General features: G+C 67.5%; 17 protein-coding genes. 12 read left to right on the forward strand and 5 right to left on the reverse strand.

Annotation, left to right across the window (positions count from 1 at the left end; translation table 11 throughout):
- Positions 1-5: 5 nt before the first annotated feature.
- The 5 genes from QTH97_RS20365 to QTH97_RS20385 form a co-directional block, all read right to left on the reverse strand.
- A complete protein-coding gene (locus QTH97_RS20365) occupies positions 6-839 on the reverse strand; it encodes a beta-ketoacyl synthase chain length factor (protein WP_286570269.1) in 834 nt (277 codons plus the stop codon).
- Positions 836-2,014 (reverse strand): beta-ketoacyl-[acyl-carrier-protein] synthase family protein, encoded by a 1,179-nt coding sequence (locus QTH97_RS20370; protein ID WP_286570327.1) that lies wholly within the window; start codon positions 2,012-2,014, stop codon positions 836-838. The genes QTH97_RS20365 and QTH97_RS20370 overlap by 4 nt, the downstream gene beginning before the upstream one ends.
- Before the next feature lie 156 nt (positions 2,015-2,170).
- Positions 2,171-2,614: a type II toxin-antitoxin system VapC family toxin gene (locus QTH97_RS20375; RefSeq protein WP_286570270.1), complete on the reverse strand. Its 444-nt coding sequence runs from the start codon at positions 2,612-2,614 to the stop codon at positions 2,171-2,173.
- Positions 2,611-2,937: a FitA-like ribbon-helix-helix domain-containing protein gene (locus QTH97_RS20380; protein WP_286570271.1), complete on the reverse strand. Its 327-nt coding sequence runs from the start codon at positions 2,935-2,937 to the stop codon at positions 2,611-2,613. The genes QTH97_RS20375 and QTH97_RS20380 overlap by 4 nt, the downstream gene beginning before the upstream one ends.
- Positions 2,938-2,971: 34 nt before the next feature.
- Positions 2,972-4,339: an AmpG family muropeptide MFS transporter gene (locus tag QTH97_RS20385; RefSeq protein WP_286570272.1), complete on the reverse strand. Its 1,368-nt coding sequence runs from the start codon at positions 4,337-4,339 to the stop codon at positions 2,972-2,974.
- A gap of 36 nt (positions 4,340-4,375) precedes the next feature.
- Between QTH97_RS20385 and QTH97_RS20390 the strand changes: the two genes are divergently transcribed.
- From QTH97_RS20390 to biuH, 12 genes are all read left to right on the forward strand, one after another.
- Positions 4,376-5,209 carry a M48 family metallopeptidase gene (locus tag QTH97_RS20390; protein ID WP_286570273.1) on the forward strand — a complete coding sequence of 278 codons (834 nt, stop codon included), beginning with the start codon at positions 4,376-4,378 and terminating at the stop codon, positions 5,207-5,209.
- A gap of 115 nt (positions 5,210-5,324) precedes the next feature.
- Positions 5,325-7,049 (forward strand): allophanate hydrolase, encoded by a 1,725-nt coding sequence (gene atzF / locus QTH97_RS20395; protein WP_286570274.1) that lies wholly within the window; start codon positions 5,325-5,327, stop codon positions 7,047-7,049.
- Positions 7,050-7,092: 43 nt separating this feature from the next.
- A complete protein-coding gene (locus QTH97_RS20400) occupies positions 7,093-8,106 on the forward strand; it encodes an ABC transporter substrate-binding protein (RefSeq protein ID WP_286570275.1) in 1,014 nt (337 codons plus the stop codon).
- A 4-nt stretch (positions 8,107-8,110) separates the two neighbouring features.
- On the forward strand, positions 8,111-8,941 hold the full coding sequence (locus QTH97_RS20405) for an ABC transporter permease (protein WP_286570276.1): 831 nt from the start codon (positions 8,111-8,113) through the stop codon (positions 8,939-8,941).
- Entirely contained in the window at positions 8,938-9,768 is an 831-nt protein-coding gene (locus QTH97_RS20410; protein WP_286570277.1) for an ABC transporter ATP-binding protein, read from the forward strand. The genes QTH97_RS20405 and QTH97_RS20410 overlap by 4 nt, the downstream gene beginning before the upstream one ends.
- Positions 9,769-9,931: 163 nt before the next feature.
- Complete coding sequence (locus tag QTH97_RS20415) at positions 9,932-10,138, forward strand: DUF4089 domain-containing protein (protein WP_286570278.1); 207 nt, start codon at positions 9,932-9,934, stop codon at positions 10,136-10,138.
- Complete coding sequence (locus QTH97_RS20420) at positions 10,135-11,574, forward strand: AtzE family amidohydrolase (protein ID WP_286570279.1); 1,440 nt, start codon at positions 10,135-10,137, stop codon at positions 11,572-11,574. The genes QTH97_RS20415 and QTH97_RS20420 overlap by 4 nt, the downstream gene beginning before the upstream one ends.
- Before the next feature lie 12 nt (positions 11,575-11,586).
- A complete protein-coding gene (gene hpxZ, locus QTH97_RS20425) occupies positions 11,587-11,967 on the forward strand; it encodes an oxalurate catabolism protein HpxZ (protein ID WP_286570280.1) in 381 nt (126 codons plus the stop codon).
- 111 nt (positions 11,968-12,078) lie between these two features.
- Complete coding sequence (locus QTH97_RS20430) at positions 12,079-13,194, forward strand: BMP family ABC transporter substrate-binding protein (RefSeq protein ID WP_286570281.1); 1,116 nt, start codon at positions 12,079-12,081, stop codon at positions 13,192-13,194.
- Between the two features lie 67 nt (positions 13,195-13,261).
- Positions 13,262-14,347: an ABC transporter permease gene (locus QTH97_RS20435; protein WP_286570282.1), complete on the forward strand. Its 1,086-nt coding sequence runs from the start codon at positions 13,262-13,264 to the stop codon at positions 14,345-14,347.
- Positions 14,344-15,264, forward strand: coding sequence for an ABC transporter permease (locus QTH97_RS20440; RefSeq protein WP_286570283.1), 921 nt, complete (start codon positions 14,344-14,346; stop codon positions 15,262-15,264). The genes QTH97_RS20435 and QTH97_RS20440 overlap by 4 nt, the downstream gene beginning before the upstream one ends.
- A gap of 11 nt (positions 15,265-15,275) precedes the next feature.
- Positions 15,276-15,992, forward strand: coding sequence for a biuret amidohydrolase (biuH, locus tag QTH97_RS20445; RefSeq protein WP_286570284.1), 717 nt, complete (start codon positions 15,276-15,278; stop codon positions 15,990-15,992).
- Positions 15,993-16,005 lie beyond the last annotated feature (13 nt).

Below are 16,005 nucleotides of genomic sequence, written 5' to 3' on the forward strand. Positions count from 1 at the left end.
GGGGTTCAGCTCTGCGCTTCGAGCTGCAGTTCGGGCTGCAGGTCCAGTCGCAACGACAGCGCGGCCGACAGCGGCAGCGCGAGCGATTCGGCCTTGCCGCGCGCGAGCGCTTCGAACAGGGGCAGCGCGTCGGCCATCGCGTTGACCTTCAGGGCGCGCGCAGCGTCGGTGCGCAGGGTCGGTGCCGGCGTGGCCCCGGGCGCGAGTGACCATTCGAAGGCAGCGACGGTGCGCTCGGTGCGCCTCGGCGAGATCACGAGCGCCACCGCGAGCAGGTCGCGGCTGGCGGTCACTGAGGCCAGCGCGCCCACGGCGGGCATGTCGTAGCCCGCCAGGAGCACGGCGCGCTGGTCGGCCGCGCATTGCGCCGCGGCTTCGAGCAGGCCGGAGGCGAAGGTGCTCTCGTAGGCGGTCAGGGAGTTGCTGGCCGCCATGCAGCCGGTGCCGATCGTCCAGTAGCCCACGGCCGCGTTGTGCACCGAGTTGTGGAACTTGATCGGCGACAGCAGCTTCGGATCGCTCGCCAGCGTGCCGCACATGTAGTCGTTGATGCCGAGGTCGCCGTGCGCCGATGCAAAGACGCACGGCAGGTCCGCTGCGTTGCGGCCCGAGGCGGCGACCGCCGCTGCCGCGACTTCGAGCGCCAGCGCCACCGTGTCGGGCGCGCGGCGCCGTTCGGCGGGCGCAAGCACCTGTGGCGAGGGCCGCTTGGCCGGTGGATCGGCCGGTGTGGCTTCGCCACGGAACACGGCGCTGGCCAGTTCCCATCCGGGCAGGCTGGGCGCCCAGAAGGCCGGGCCTTCGATGAAGAGAGTGGGGGTCTTGTGTGTAGCGCTCATGCTGCGGCTCCCTTGCCGAAGATCAGGGAGCAGTTGTTGCCGCCAAAACCGAAGGAATTGCTCAGTGCGTAGCGCACCTCGCCGCGCGCGGGTTGCAGCTTGATCTGCGGCCCGCACTCGGCATCGAGCGTGGTGGTGTTGACGGTGCCCGGCTTCAGCCCGGTTTCGATCGCCAGGAGGCTGATGACGGCCTCGACGATGCCCGCAGCGCCCAGCGTGTGGCCCGTGAAGCCCTTGGTCGAGCTCGCATGGGTGGTGTCGGGGAAGCGCCGTGCGACCAGCGCGCCTTCGACTTCGTCGTTCTTCGTGCTGGCCGTGCCGTGCATGTTGATGTAGTCGATGGCATCGGTCTTCAGGCCGGCGCGCGCGAGCGCGTCGTCCATTGCCTTTTCGGCGCCCAGGCCCTCGGGGTGGGGTGTGGACATGTGGTGCGCATCGCTCGCCTCGCCATAGCCCAGCAGTTCGAGCTTGCCGGGGCCACGCTCCACCAGCGCGAAGCCGGCAGCCTCGCCCAGGCTGATTCCGTTGCGGCCGGCATCGAAGGGCCGGCAGGGCTCGGGCGACACCAGTTCGAGCGAGTTGAAGCCGAACAGCACGCTGCCGCAGAGCGTATCGACGCCACCGACTACGGCCGCGTCGACCAGCCCCAGGCGAATCAGCCGCTCGGCCGACGCGAACACCTTGGCGCTCGACGAGCAGGCGGTCGAGATCGTCTCGGCCGGACCCTCGAGGCCCAGCGCGTCCTGGACGAACATCGTGAGCGAATGGGGCGTGTGGACCTTCGGCCGGCGCTGGTCGGCGGGGAATGCACCGTCGTCGAGCCGGGTGTAGGCCTCCTCGGTCTCGCCGATGCTCGATGTCGAGGTGCCGAGAATCAGCGCGATGCGAGCCGGCCCGTAGCGCTCGCGCGCGGCCGCCACTGCGTCCATGAAGCCGTCGGCCTGCAGGCCGAGCCAGGCCAGCCGGTTGTTGCGGCAGTCCCAACTCGCGAGGTGCTGCGGCAGGCGGAGTTCTTCGAGGCCATCGACACGCCCGATCCAGGTCGGCAGCGGCGTCGGTCCGAAGTCATTGGCGCGCAGCCCGCTGCGCGACTGTTCGAGCGCTGAAAGGAGGGCGGTCTTGCCCACACCGACCGACGAAGTCGCGGTGAAGGCGCTGATCTGCAAGGGGGGTATGCGTGAAGGTGACACGGTGGAGGCGGATGAATAAATAACGGTAGCGTGCAAAACATCACAGCGTACCAGCCAGCCGGCCAGGGCCGCGTCGGCGAATGTCCCGGCTTGTCGCAGGGTGGGCATGTGGCGCATGGGCGCAGGCGCCCGGCCGAAGGCTCAGGGCAAGGCGCCCAGATGGGCCTGGGCCGCCGTCGCGAGCTTCTGGTCGAAGGTCGCCAGCGGCGCCTTCAGCTCTGCCGCGAGCCAGAGATAGGCCGCGTCGTAGGCCGACAGCGCGTAGCGGGCCGCGAGCTGGTACTGCGCGCCCGGATCGACCGGATGCAGTTCGAGGTCGTACTCGACATAGTCGGCCAGGGCCAGGGCGACGGAATCCGAAGGCCAGTCCTGCTGCCGCTTCTTGAGCGCCACGCTGACGATCTCGTGATCGAGCAGGTTTGGCGCGTGCAGGCTGAAGCCGGCGAGCCGTGCGAGGGCTTCGTCGCGCGCGGGTTCATCGAACAGGATGGCGCTCAGGGCGCTGCAGTCCACCACCAGGGGCGGGCGCATCCGGTACGACGCCGGCGGCTCGGCGACGAAGAGCGCGTTCGGTGCGGCGCTCACCGGGCGTCCCGGTCCGCGCGAATGATGTCGACGGCGCTCGGGCCGGACGCGATGGGTTGCGGGAAGCGCGCGCGGTGTTCGGTGGCGATCTGCTCGATGGACTTGCTCCCGCGCCGTATCACGCGCCGGGCGTTCCAGCCGGCATCCGGGCCGCGCGCGGCGGGACCCGCCGGGGTGGCGACCGATCGCGCTTCCGTTTCGTTGGCCGCCTGTTCGATGATGGCCATCAGCTCGCCCTGCAACGAGCGATGGTTGCGAGCAGCGCGCTGCCGCAGCCGCTCAGCCAGTTCCTCTGGCACGTCCTTCACCGAGAGATTTGCCATGGTGCCTCCAAAATGGAGCCATTATGGCGCCACTTCAGGTGATCGTTGCGCTGGATGACCCTTGGGGCGCCACCCGCCCGTTGCCATTCGTCCGCGACGCCAGCGCCACCAGCACCAGCACCGGCACGCCCAGCGCCGCCGTGCCGACAAAGAAGGCGTGATACCCGTAGAGGTCCACGAACTTGCCCGAGTAGCCCGCGATGAACTTCGGCAGCAGCAGCATCAACGAACTGAAGAGTGCGTACTGCGTCGCCGAATAGCTGATGTTGGTCAGGCTCGAAAGATAGGCGATGAAGGCCGCCGATGCGATGCCGCCGGCCAGGTTGTCGGCCGAAACCACCAGCACCAGGGCGGTCAGGTCGTGGCCGCGCGACGCGAGGCCCGCAAAGAGCAGGTTGCTCGCTGCGCTCAGCACGGCGCCCAGCATCAGCACCCGCATCACGCCGAGCCGCATCGACAGGACGCCGCCGACGAAGGCACCGACCAGCGTCATGATCACGCCGTAGATCTTGCTGACCGTCGCCACCTCGTCCTTGGTGAAGCCCATGTCGACATAGAACGGGTTGGCCATGATGCCCATCACCACGTCGCTGATCCGGTAGACGGCGATCAGCGACAGGATCAGCACCGCCTGCCATTTGTAGCGGCGGATGAAATCGGCGAAGGGTTCGATCAGCACGCTCTCCAGCCAGGCGCCGACCGTCTTGGGCTGGGGCAGCGCGACGCGCGCGGGTTCGGGCGAGAGGAGCACGGTGAGCACGCCCACCGCCATCGATGCGGCCATCACGAGATAGGCCGTTTTCCAGGCGTTGTCCTGGTAGCCGACGAGGCCGGGCAATTCGGCCCAGGCCGCTACCCACAAAACGCCGGCGCCGGCCCAGATCATCGCCAGCCGATAACCCGTCTGGTACGCGGCGGCCAGCGCGGCCTGCTTGCGCGCGGCGGCGGATTCGATGCGAAAGGCGTCGAGCGCGATGTCCTGCGTGGCGGACCCGAAGGCGACCAGCAGGGCGCACCAGACCAGCGGAGGCAGGCCGTCGCGCGGATCGTTGTAGGCCATGCCGGCAAGCCCTGCGATGACGGCCATCTGCGCCAGCAGCAGCCAGCCGCGACGGCGCCCGAGCAGCGTGGTCAGTGGCGGGATCGGCAGCCGGTCCACCAGCGGCGCCCACACCCACTTGAAGCCGTAGGCGAGCCCGACCCAGCTCAGGAAGCCGATGGTGGTGCGATCGATGCCTGCCTCGCGCAGGCGGAAGCTCAGCGTGCCGAGCACCAGCAGCAGCGGCAGTCCCGCGGAAAAGCCCAGCGCCAGCATGCGCAGCGTCGCAGGTTCGAGATAGACCTTGAGCGCGTCGCGCCAGGGCAGGGAAGGTGGGGCTTCGTCAGCCGATGGTGCGGGCATTGAACAAATGTCGTTGGGGCTCCTTATTATTCCCGCATGTGTTTCCTCTGCGAGTTTCGTTCCGGTCTTCCGCACGGTCGGCGTGCATTCCTGCTCGCGGCGGGCGCCGCCGTGGCCGCACCTGCACTGGCGCAGGTTGACGTCGGCGAGGCGTCGATGGCGCGCAACATCGTCCCGGCGGAGAACGTCGAGCAGGCCGGCGTCCAGCAATATCACCAGCTTCTGGCGCAAGCCCGTGCAAAGGGCGCGCTCGCTCCCGACGGCAATGCCCAATCGCAGCGGCTGCGCGCCATCGCCGGGAAGATCATTCCCTTCACCCCCCAGTGGAATCCGCGCGCGGCGTCCTGGAAGTGGGAAGTCAACCTGATCGGCAGCAAGCAGATCAATGCCTTCTGCATGCCGGGCGGCAAGATCGCCTTCTTCACCGGCATCCTCGACCAGTTGAAGCTCAGCGACGATGAAGTCGCGATGGTCATGGGCCATGAGATGGCGCACGCACTGCGCGAGCATGCGCGGGCGCGGCTTGCGAAGAACGCGGGAACCGGGGCGGTGCTGTCGATCACCGCGCAGTTGCTCGGCTTGGGCCAGGCCGGCGACCTGGCGGCCCGCGCCGGCACGCAGCTCATCACGCTGAAGTTCAGCCGCAGCGACGAGACCGACGCCGACCTGGTCGGGCTCGAACTGGCGGCTCGTGCGGGTTTCGACCCGAAGGCTTCGGTGTCGCTGTGGACCAAGATGGCGAAGGCTTCGAAGAGCGAGGGCGCACTTGGCTTCCTCTCGACGCATCCGAGCGGACCGGACCGCATCAAGGTGCTGCAGGCGAACGTGCCGAAGGTCGAGGGCCTGTACCAGGCCAGCCGGCGCGGCTGACGCAACGCGACGCCCGAACGCTCGGGTGTCGTCGATCACGAACCTGCAGGGTCGGACGGCGACCCCCGTTGGCACATCCTTTGCATGTCATCTTGTACACAAGACAGGATGCTTGATGATGGTGCATGAAAGGGGCTTGTCCGAGCGCGGGCCCAAGACCTCGTTGAAGGAGTTGGCTGCGGCGGCGTGGATCGTCCGGCTGGAGTCGCCGCTGCGTGGCGCCGGCGCGGGGCCGCTCGCGGGTCTTCGCTTTGCCGTCAAGGACAACATCGACGTCGCCGGCGTGCCCACCACCGCCGCCTGCCCTGCCTTTGCGCGCACGCCGACCGAGCATGCGTACGTGGTGCAGCGGCTGCTCGATGCCGGTGCGGATCTGCTGGGCAAGACCAATCTCGACCAGTTCGCCTGCGGCCTCAACGGCACGCGCTCGCCTTATGGGGCGGTGCCGAACAGCTTCGATGCGCGCTATGTGTCGGGCGGATCGAGTTCGGGGTCGGCCTATGCGGTGGCGACCGGACAGGTCGATTTCGCACTGGGTACGGACACGGCGGGCTCTGGCCGTGTGCCCGCGGGGCTCAACAACATCGTCGGCATCAAGCCGTCGCGCGGATTGCTCAGCGCCCGAGGCGTGGTGCCGGCCGCGCAGAGCGTGGATTGCGTGTCGATCTTCGCGCGCACTGTGGGCATGGCGGCTCGCGTGTTGCAGGCCGCAATGGGCTTCGACGCGGAAGACCCGTACTCGCGCAGCTTCTCGCTCGCGACACAGCCCTTCCCCGCAAGCTTCCGCTTCGGCGTGCCGACGGCGCTGCGCTTCTTCGGCGACAGCCAGTCGGCCGCTGCCTTTGACCGCGCCATCGAGCAGATGAAGGCGCTCGGCGGCACACCGGTCGCGATCGACTACGCGCCGCTGGCCGAGGCCGCCGCACTGCTCTACGACAGTGCGCTCGTCGCCGAGCGCTACGCTGCCGTGCGCGAGTTCTTCGACGCGCATGAAGCCGACGTGGTCGAGCCCGTGCGCAGCATCCTCGCGAAGGGCCGCGACTACAGCGCCTCCGACTTCGTCGACGCACGCATCCAGTTGCAAGCACTCGGCCAGCGTGCCACTGCCATGTGGGGCGACATCGACCTCCTGCTCGTGCCGACCGCACCGACGCATTGCACGATCGAGGCGATGCAGGCCGACCCGGTCGCACTCAATCGGAATCTCGGCGAGTACACGAACTTCGTGAACCTGCTCGACTACGCGGCGATCTCCGTGCCGGCCAGTCTGCGAGAGGACGGGCTGCCCTTCGGCATCACGATGATCGGCCGCTGCGGCAGCGACTTGCAACTTGCCGAACTCGGGCAGCGCTTCCATCACGCGACCGGGCTGCCGCTCGGTGCGACGGGCGAGCCGATGCCGGCGGCCGAATCGCTGGCAGTCATTGCGGCCGCGCAGACAGTCAAGGTGGCGGTGGTCGGCGCGCATCTGTCGGGCATGCCGCTCAATTCGCAGTTGACCGATCGTGGAGCGCGGCTCCTGGCCGCCACGCACACCGCACCGCTGTACCGGCTCTATGCCTTGCCCGGCACCGTACCGCCCAAGCCCGGCCTGCTGCGCGTACAGCCCGGCGAGGGCGCAGCGATTGCGCTGGAGATCTGGGAGATGCCGATCACTCAGTACGGCAGTTTCGTCGCTCTCATTCCAGCGCCGCTGGGCATCGGCAGCCTCACGCTGGCCGACGGCAGCAGCGTGCAGGGCTTCCTGTGCGAAGCGCTCGCGGTTGCGGGCGCCGACGACATCACGCGTCTCGGCGGGTGGCGGGCGTACATCGCTTCGCGTGCTGCGCAGGCCGCCTGAGCCAATCAAGACCTGTCATTTCAAGAACCCTCCGGAGTAATCAATGGCCTTCAAAGACTCATCGCCTTCCATCGCAGTGCCGGCCTCGCGGCGTCAGGTGCTCCAGGCGGGTGCGGCCGGCCTGGCCGTGATCGCGGCACCGGCGCTCGTGCGTGCACAGGCGGCGACGAAGATCCGTATCGGCTACTGGCCCATCGCCGCGGGGCTGCCGTTCTATGCCGCCGTGGAGCAGGGCTACTTCAAGAGCGCCGGCCTGGATGTCGAAGTGCAGCGCTTCGCCGGCGCGCAGCAGATCATGGAAGCCATGCTGTCCGAACGCTGCGACGGAAGCGCCAACGGCACGGGTTCGGCCAATATCGCGATCGGCGAAATCGCCGCGCCGGGCAGCTTCAAGATCTTCTGTTCCAACCCGAGCAACGCAAAGAACGTGCTCGACGAGATGCTGGTGCCGACGGCCAGCACCGCAAAGACCATGGCCGATCTCAAGGGCAAGCGCGTTGCGTCCGGCCCCGGCATCCAGAACGTGACCTTGGCCAAGACCGTGCTGGAGCGCGGCGGTGCGACCGGCGCCACGGTCGTCGAACTGCCGATCGGCCAGCACGTCGCCGCGCTGGCTGCCGGGCAGGTCGACGGCTGCTACACCCTGGAGCCCACCGGCACGATCGGCCGCCTCAACGGCAGCACGCGAGTGCTGGAGGCGGGCGTGATCGCCAAATACGTGCTGGGCGATCCGATGGCGCCGTGGTTCGGCGGCTCGGCTTCCCTGACCTCGGCGTTCATCAAGAAGAACCCCGACGCCGCGAAGAAGTTCATCACTGCCTACGGCCAGGGCGTGGCCTACGTGCGCAGCAAGCCGAACGACGCTCGCCAGTACCTGAAGGGCTACACCGCCATCGAAGGCCCGCTCACCGGCGAAGTGCCGCTGGCGGCCTACACCATGTACAACGAGTTCACGCCGGCCGACGTGGCGCACTTCCAGAAGTTCTTCGACCTGTTCTCGGAAAAAGGCATCTTCTCGTCGCGCCTGATGGTCGACTCGATGCTCTACAAGGGGTAAGGACATGAGCACTCCCGCGTCATCGGGCGCCGCACCCTGGGCACCGCCGGCCGCCACAGCGGCCTCTGCGCCGCCACGCGAATCGCACTGGGTCAAGGCGCTGCCCTTCATCGGCCCGGTCGTGCTGTTCATCGTCTGGGACCTGGCTGTCCGGCTGGGCTTCATCAAGGCGATCCTCCTTCCGATGCCGGCGGACACCATTGGCACCTTGCTGTCTGGCCTGGCGGGCGGTCCGCTGCTGACCGACTTCGCGGTGACCGTCTGGCGCACGCTGCAGGCCTTCCTCATCGCAGCCATCGTCGGCGTGCCGCTCGGCGTGCTGCTCGGCAGCAACGAGAAGGCCTATCGCAGTGTCGAGTTCCTGATCGACTTCTTCCGCTCCACGCCATCCTCCGCGCTCATCCCTCTGTTCCTGATGATCTTCGGCGTGTCGGACGTCAACAAGGTCGCGATCGCGGCTTTCGGCGCGCTGCTCATCGTGGTGTTCAACAGCGCCTACGGCGTGATGAACGCGCGCAAGCAGCGCGTGATGGCGGCCAAGGTGATGGGCGCATCGCGCTGGCAGATCTTCCGCGACGTGCTGGTGTGGGAAAGCCTGCAGCCGAGCTTCGTCGGCCTGCGTTCGGCGGTGTCGATGGCGCTCGTGATCGTGATCGTGGCCGAGATGTTCATCGGCTCCGACAGCGGCCTCGGCCACCGCATCATCAACTCGCAGCAGGTGATGAACGTGAAGGACATGTACGCGTCCATCCTCGCGGCCGGCGCGCTCGGCTATGCGCTCAACATCCTCTTCCTGCTGGCCGAGCGCCGCATCGTGCACTGGAGCGGACGATGAGAGCCGTCGACAACGTCATCAACGGGCCCGTCTATGCCGACGTGCCCAAGCCCGTCTTCACGCCCGGCCCGGCCGGCACGCACATCACCATCCGGGGACTTACCAAGTACTTCGCGGGCTGGCCGCTTTACGAGAACTTCGACCTCGACATCCCCAAGCACAAGATCGTTTCGGTCTTCGGGCCGAACGGCTGCGGGAAGTCGACGCTGATCAACATGATCGCGGGGCTGATCCCGATCGACTCGGGCGAGATCCTGTTCGACGGCAAGTCGCTCAAGGACACCAAGATCGGGTACGTGTTCCAGAACTACCGCGAGGCGATGTTCCCGTGGATGCGCACCATCGACAACATCGCCTATCCGCTGAAGCTCGAAGGTCGTTCCAAGGCCGAGGTGGACCGGCGCATGCAGGAGCTCGTGGCTTCCTTCGACGTCAAGTTCGACCTCAAGCGTTATCCCTACGAATTGTCGGGCGGGCAGCAGCAGACCGCTTCGATCATGCGCGCGCTGGCGCCGAATCCGGAGGTGCTGTTCCTCGACGAGCCTTTCTCGGCGCTCGACTTCGAGATGACGCTCTTCATCCGCGAGAAGCTGCAGGAAGTGTTCATGCAGACCGGCACGACGATGCTGCTGGTCTCGCACGACCTGGAGGAGGCCGTGTACCTGGCCGACCAGGTGTTGCTGCTGACCAAGCGGCCGACCAAGGTGGCGGAGATCCTGGACTACGGCGATGCGCGACCGCGCACGCTGGAGACGCTGAGTTCGGCAAGCTTCGTCAGCATGAAGAAGCTGAGCCTGGAAATCTTCCAGCGCGAAGTGCGCCGATGAATATGGCACACCCCCAGGCTTGCCCACTTCATGTGGCCGCCCACCCGGTTGCAGGGGGGCAACACCAGCGGACCTGCGGAGCCGGTTCCGCGGTGTTTCCCGGACGGGCATGGCTTCGCCGCCAGTCGCCCGCCAATTGACGCTTAGCGGATCGGAGGATGGCATGACGCCCGCACAGATCGAATCCCATGTGGATGCCACCTCGGCTGCCCTGGGCCTGCGCTTGCGGCCCGACCACCGTCCCGGCGTCGTGCGCTTCTTCGGGTTGGCCGCGGAGTTCGCCGCGCTCGTGGAGGCCGTGCCGCTCGGCCCGCACGACGAGTCGGCGGTGAACTTCACGCCGGTCACGCCAAGGGAGCATGAAGCATGAGCGCCGCGCCGGACGCCATCGCGGCCCTGCTCCTGAAGGATGGCTGCGCCATGGCGACCGCCGTGCAGTCCAAGGCAGTCAGCGCCGTAGCGCTTGTTCAGGCCAGCCTGGATCGCATCGAGGCGACGAACGGTCGGGTGAACGCCTTCACCGACGTGGTCCGTGAGCGCGCGCTGCGGCGGGCTGCACAAATCGATGCCTCGCTGTTCTCGGACAGGGGCGCTCGCACGCGCGAACTGCCGCTGCTCGGCGTGCCCTTCGCGGTGAAGAACCTGTTCGACATCGCGGGCCTGCCGACGCTGGCCGGCTCGAAGATCGAGCGCGAGAGCTCCCCGGCGCGCAGCGATGCCGAGCTGGTCCGCAGGCTCGAAAACGCCGGCGCCGTGCTGGTCGGCGCGCTCAACATGGACGAGTACGCCTACGGCTTCACCACCGAAAACAGCCACGTCGGCGCGGCGCACAACCCGCACGATCTGTCGCGCATTGCCGGTGGGTCGTCTGGCGGCTCCGGCGCCGCGGTGGCCGCGGGGCAGGTGCCGCTGACGCTGGGTTCGGACACCAACGGATCGATCCGCGTGCCGGCCTCGCTGTGCGGCGTGTTCGGCCTCAAGCCCACTTTCGGCCGCCTGCCGCGCACGGGCAGCTATCCCTTCGTGTCGAGCCTCGATCACCTGGGTCCCTTCGCGCGCTCGGTGCGCGATCTCGCGCTGGCCTATGACCTGATGCAGGGACCGGAAACCGCCGGCCTGCACGATCCCGGCTGCGCGCAACGCGCGGTCGAGCCGGTGACGCCCGCCATCGGACGCGGCCTGCAAGGGCTGCGCATCGGTGTGCTCGGCGGCTACTTTCGCGAACGCGCCCAACCCGAGGCGCTGACCGCCGTCGACGCCGTCGCGCAGGCCCTGGGCGCGAGCCAGACGGTCGAGCTGCCGATGGTCGAGGCCGGGCGTGCAGCGGCCTTCCTCATCACCAATTCCGAAGGCGCCGCACTGCACCTGCCGGACCTGCGCACTCGCGCCCAAGACTTCGAGCCTTTGTCGCGCGACCGGTTTCTCGCCGGTGCGCTGCTTCCGGCTGCGTGGATTGCGCGTGCGCAGCGTGTGCGGCGGCTCTACGCGGAGCAGGTCGGGCGGCTGTTCGAGCGATTCGACGTGCTGCTCGCCGCCGCCACGCCCTGCGCGGCGACGCCCATCGGCGCCGAATGGTTCGAGATCAACGGCCAGCGCCTGCCCGTGCGCCCCAGCATGGGCGTGCTGACCCAACCCATCTCGTGCATCGGCCTGCCGGTCTGCGCCGTGCCGGTGTGGGGCGCCCACCCGGACCTGCCGATCGGCGTGCAGGTCATTGCCGCGCCCTGGAGAGAAGACCTCGTGCTGCGCGTCGCCGCCGCACTCGAAGCGGCCGGCGTGGTGCAAGCGCCGGTGGCCGCGCTCTGACAAAAGGAAGCGATGAACACCCCCATCAATCTGCCCGAAGTGTTGGCCGAAGTGACGGCCGCCTTCGAGCGCTATGAAGATGCACTCGTCCACAACAAGGTCGAGATCCTCGACGAGCTGTTCTGGAACAGCCCGCACACCTTGCGCTATGGCGCCACCGAGAACCTCTACGGCTACCAGGAGATCCAGGCCTTTCGTGCATCGCGCCCATCGCAGGGCCTGGCGCGCGAGATCCTGCGCACCGTCATCACGACCTTCGGCCACGATTTCGCCACCGCCAACGTCGAATTCCGTCGCGAGGGAAGCACAAAGACGGGGCGCCAGAGCCAGACATGGATGCGCACCGCCCAAGGCTGGCGCGTCGTGGCCGCGCATGTGAGCCTGATCGGCTGATTTCTTCGCCAAAACCGTCGATTTGCGCTGGTACGGTTTATGCACACCGTCTTGTATCCAAGACAGGACTACCCGGCCTCCGAACCCTCCCACATCTTCAGGAGCAGCAGCATGAGCCAGTTCAATCGTCGCGATTCCCTCAAGTCCCTTGCAGCACTGGCCTCCGCCACCACGCTGGGTGGATGGAGTGCCCTCGCCAGCGCGCAGAAGCCGCTGACGGTCGGCGTGATCTACGTCGGCCCGCGCGACGACTACGGCTACAACCAGGCACATGCGCAGGCCGCGGCCGAATTGAAGAAGCTGCCCGGCATCAAGGTGGTCGAGGAAGAGAACGTGCCCGAGACCGCGGCCGTGCAGAAGACCATGACCGGCATGATCGCGCAGGACGGCGCGGGACTGCTCTTTCCCACGTCCTTCGGCTATTTCGATCCGCACATCCTGGCCGTGGCGCCGAAGAATCCGGATGTGCGCTTCTCGCATTGCGGGGGTCTCTGGACCGAAGGCAAGCATCCCAAGAACGTGGGCAGTTTCTTCGGCTACATCGACGAGTGCCAGTTCCTCAACGGCGTGATCGCCGGCCACATGACGAAGAGCAACAAGATTGCGTTCGTCGCGGCCAAGCCGATCCCGCAGGTGCTGCGCAATATCAACGCCTTCACGATGGGCGCACGCTCGGTGAAGCCCGGCATCACTTGCAGCGTGATCTTCACGGGGGACTGGTCGATGGCGGTCAAGGAGGCAGAGGCAACCAACAGCCTCGCCGACCAGGGCTGCGATGTGTTCACGATGCACGTCGACGGCCCGAAGGTGATCGTCGAGACGGCCGCCAAGCGCGGCAAGATGGTGTGCGGCTACCACGCGAGCCAGGCCAAGCTGGCTCCCAACGCGTACCTCACCGGCGCTGAATGGAACTGGCTCACGGCGTACAAGACCGTCGTCGAGGCGGCGCAGACCGGCAAGCCGCATCCGAATTTCCTCCGCGGTGGCCTGAAGGAAGGCTACGTGAAGATGTCGCCCTACGGCCCGATGGTGACCGACGCGGCCAAGAAGAACGCTGACGACATCAAGGCCAAGATGCTCGCCGGCACCTTCGACATCTTCAGCGGCCCGCTGAAGGACAACAAGGGCGCGGTCGTGATCGCGGGTGGCAAGACGCTCAAGCAGACGGACCTGGAGTTGGAGAAGATGAACTACCTGGTCGAGGGTGTGGTCGGCTCCATCGGATGAAGTGGTTCACCCGCCGCGGCATTCCCGGAAGGGGCTGCGGCAGTACTGACTGACCAAGGCCATCATCATGCGAAACACCCTGCGAGAAATCGCACTGCCAGTGTTCGCCATCGCGGCGGCGCTGCTCCTGTTCGGCGTGTTCGTCTGGTTCGCCGGCGTGAGCCCGCTGGAGGTGTGGGTCATCCTCTTCAAGGGTGCGTTCGGCGACTGGTTCTCCTGGCAGAACACGCTGCAGCGGGCGGCGCCGTTGATGCTCACGGCGCTGTGCGTCGCGATCCCTGCGCGCGCGGGCCTGGTGATCATCGGCGGTGAGGGCGCGGTCGTGCTGGGCGGCCTGGCCTGCGCTGCATTGCCGTACCTCTTGCCGCTGCCTGCCCATATGGCAGGCACGGTGGCGCTGTGCATCGCGGGCGCGGTCGCCGGTGCCGCGTGGATCGCGCTCGCGGGATGGCTTCGCCAATACCGCGGCATCAACGAGACCATCAGCAGCCTGTTGCTCGCGTATGTCGCGATCGGCCTCTTCAAGCACCTGGTCGAAGGGGTGCTGCGTGATCCGGCCAGCCTCAACAAACCCGCGACGCGCTCGCTCGCGGACGGGCTGGCGATCGGCGGCATCGGCGGTTCCGATGTGCATTGGGGGCTGGTGATCGGCGTGGTCGCGTGCCTGGTGTCGGGGCTGTGGCTGAGGGCGACCGCTTCGGGCTTCTCGGTGCGCGTGGTCGGCGGCAATCCGCGCACCGCGCAACTGGTCGGCCTGCCGGCCAACCGGCTCATCCTCGCGGCCTGCGGTCTGGGCGGCGCCTGTGCCGGTGTCGCCGGTGCGGTGGAGGTGGCGGCAGTCCATACCAACGCCAATGCGTCGCTGATCGCGGGCTATGGCTACGCGGGCATTCTGGTGTCGTTCATCGCGCGTCACAACCCGGTGGCGGTGATTCCCGTCGCGATCCTGTTCGGCGGCTTCGGCGCCGCAGGCAGCCTGCTGCAAAGGCGGCTCGGCCTGCCCGACGCGTCGGTGCTGGTGCTGCAGGGGATGGCTTTCGTGCTGATTCTGGCGAGCGAAGGCTTGCGCATGATCGATTGGAAGGCGCTGTTCAAGAACCGCGCGCCCCTTGTCGCACAGTCCGCGCCGTTGGCGAAGGAGGTCGCGCAATGACCGCCGACCAATGGATCGCGCTGATTGCCGGCATCGTCGGCGGTGCCTTGCGCGTCGGGGCGCCCTTTCTCTTCGTGAGCCTGGGCGAGTGCCTGACCGAGAAATCGGGCCGCATCAACCTCGGCCTCGAAGGCGTGCTCGTGCTCTCGGCGATGGCATCTTTCGGCGGCGCATGGCTCACCGGATCGGCATGGCTGGGCGTGCTGATCGGCGGCATGGTTGGCGCGGCGCTGGCCTTGCTGCACGGCCTGCTGTGTTCGCTCGACCGGGTTAACGACGTCGCGACCGGCATCGCGCTGATGCTGTTCGGAACTGGTCTTGCGTTCTACCTGGGCAAGCCGTTGATCCAGCCACAGGCGCCGCAACTGCCGGCGATCCCGCTGGGCAACTGGAGCGACAACCCGGTCATCCGCTCGGCCCTGCAGGTGAATTCGCTGGTGCCCGTCGGCATCGCGCTCGCGGTGCTGCTGTGGTGGGGCTTTGCGCGCACGCGCGCCGGCCTGCTCGTGCGCATGGCCGGCGATTCGGCGAACGCGACGCGCGCGTTGGGCTACTCCGTCGCCGGTTTGCGCGTCGCGGCCACCACGGCGGGCGGCTTCATCGCAGGGTTGGGAGGCGCATCGCTCACCCTGTTCTATCCGGGCAGTTGGAACGAAGGCATCTCCAGCGGGCAGGGCCTGATTGCGGTGGCGCTGGTGATCTTTGCGCGCTGGAGCCCGCTGCGATGCATCGGCGCGGCGCTGCTCTTCGGCGGCGCGGGCGCCATCGGTCCCGCGCTGCAATCGATCGGCGTGGGCTGGGGGTATCACCTCTTCAACACCGTGCCCTATGTGCTCACGCTCGTTATCCTCGTGCTGACGTGCAAGCCGGGCAGCGTGGCCGCAGGAAGTCCCGGCGAGCTTTCGTCCACACGTTGAACTGCCGACCCATGAGTGCTTCCACAACGCCACCCGAGTGCTTCGTCGCCGCCAACCCGTACCCGTGGCCCTACAACGGCGCGCTGCGGCCCGACAACACCGCGCTCATCGTGATCGACATGCAGACGGACTTCTGCGGCAAGGGCGGGTATGTCGATGTGATGGGCTACGACCTCTCGCTGGTGCAGGCGCCGATCGAGCCGATTGCGCGCACGCTGGCGCGGTTGCGGCCGCTGGGCTTTCACATCATCCACACGCGCGAGGGGCATCGCCCCGATCTCGCCGACCTGCCGGCCAACAAGCGCTGGCGTTCGCGGCAGATCGGTGCCGAGGGCGTTGGCATCGGCGACGCAGGGCCGTGCGGGCGCATCCTGGTTCGCGGCGAGCCGGGGTGGGAAATCATCCCTGCGCTCGCGCCGCTCGACGGTGAAGTCGTCATCGACAAGCCGGGCAAGGGATCGTTCTACGCAACGGACCTCGAACTGGTGCTGCGCACCCGCGGCATCGAGAACCTGATCCTGGCCGGCATCACGACCGACGTGTGCGTGCACACGACGATGCGTGACGCCAACGACCGCGGGTTCGAGTGTCTGCTGCTGTCGGATTGCACGGCGGCGACCGACCATGGCAACCATCTCGCGGCGCTCAAGATGATCACCATGCAGGGCGGCGTGTTCGGTGCGCATGCGCCCTCGGGTGCCTTGCTCGACGCGCTGTCGGCGTTTTAGGACGGAGAGGTCC

Origin of the sequence: Variovorax gracilis (assembly GCF_030317115.1) — a bacterium.
Lineage (GTDB): Bacteria > Pseudomonadota > Gammaproteobacteria > Burkholderiales > Burkholderiaceae_C > Variovorax > Variovorax gracilis.

Bases quoted from the DNA above. Each gene is read 5' to 3' on its own strand.
- QTH97_RS20400 (WP_286570275.1), top strand. From the start codon at position 7,093: ATGGCCTTCAAAGACTCATCGCCTTCCATCGCAGTGCCGGCCTCGCGG.
- biuH (WP_286570284.1), top strand. From the start codon at position 15,276: ATGAGTGCTTCCACAACGCCACCCGAGTGCTTCGTCGCCGCCAACCCG.
- QTH97_RS20430 (WP_286570281.1), top strand. From the start codon at position 12,079: ATGAGCCAGTTCAATCGTCGCGATTCCCTCAAGTCCCTTGCAGCACTG.
- QTH97_RS20380 (WP_286570271.1), bottom strand. From the start codon at position 2,937: ATGGCAAATCTCTCGGTGAAGGACGTGCCAGAGGAACTGGCTGAGCGG.
- hpxZ (WP_286570280.1), top strand. From the start codon at position 11,587: ATGAACACCCCCATCAATCTGCCCGAAGTGTTGGCCGAAGTGACGGCC.
- QTH97_RS20385 (WP_286570272.1), bottom strand. From the start codon at position 4,339: ATGCCCGCACCATCGGCTGACGAAGCCCCACCTTCCCTGCCCTGGCGC.
- QTH97_RS20365 (WP_286570269.1), bottom strand. From the start codon at position 839: ATGAGCGCTACACACAAGACCCCCACTCTCTTCATCGAAGGCCCGGCC.
- QTH97_RS20420 (WP_286570279.1), top strand. From the start codon at position 10,135: ATGAGCGCCGCGCCGGACGCCATCGCGGCCCTGCTCCTGAAGGATGGC.
- QTH97_RS20415 (WP_286570278.1), top strand. From the start codon at position 9,932: ATGACGCCCGCACAGATCGAATCCCATGTGGATGCCACCTCGGCTGCC.
- QTH97_RS20405 (WP_286570276.1), top strand. From the start codon at position 8,111: ATGAGCACTCCCGCGTCATCGGGCGCCGCACCCTGGGCACCGCCGGCC.
- QTH97_RS20410 (WP_286570277.1), top strand. From the start codon at position 8,938: ATGAGAGCCGTCGACAACGTCATCAACGGGCCCGTCTATGCCGACGTG.
- atzF (WP_286570274.1), top strand. From the start codon at position 5,325: ATGATGGTGCATGAAAGGGGCTTGTCCGAGCGCGGGCCCAAGACCTCG.
- QTH97_RS20435 (WP_286570282.1), top strand. From the start codon at position 13,262: ATGCGAAACACCCTGCGAGAAATCGCACTGCCAGTGTTCGCCATCGCG.
- QTH97_RS20440 (WP_286570283.1), top strand. From the start codon at position 14,344: ATGACCGCCGACCAATGGATCGCGCTGATTGCCGGCATCGTCGGCGGT.
- QTH97_RS20390 (WP_286570273.1), top strand. From the start codon at position 4,376: ATGTGTTTCCTCTGCGAGTTTCGTTCCGGTCTTCCGCACGGTCGGCGT.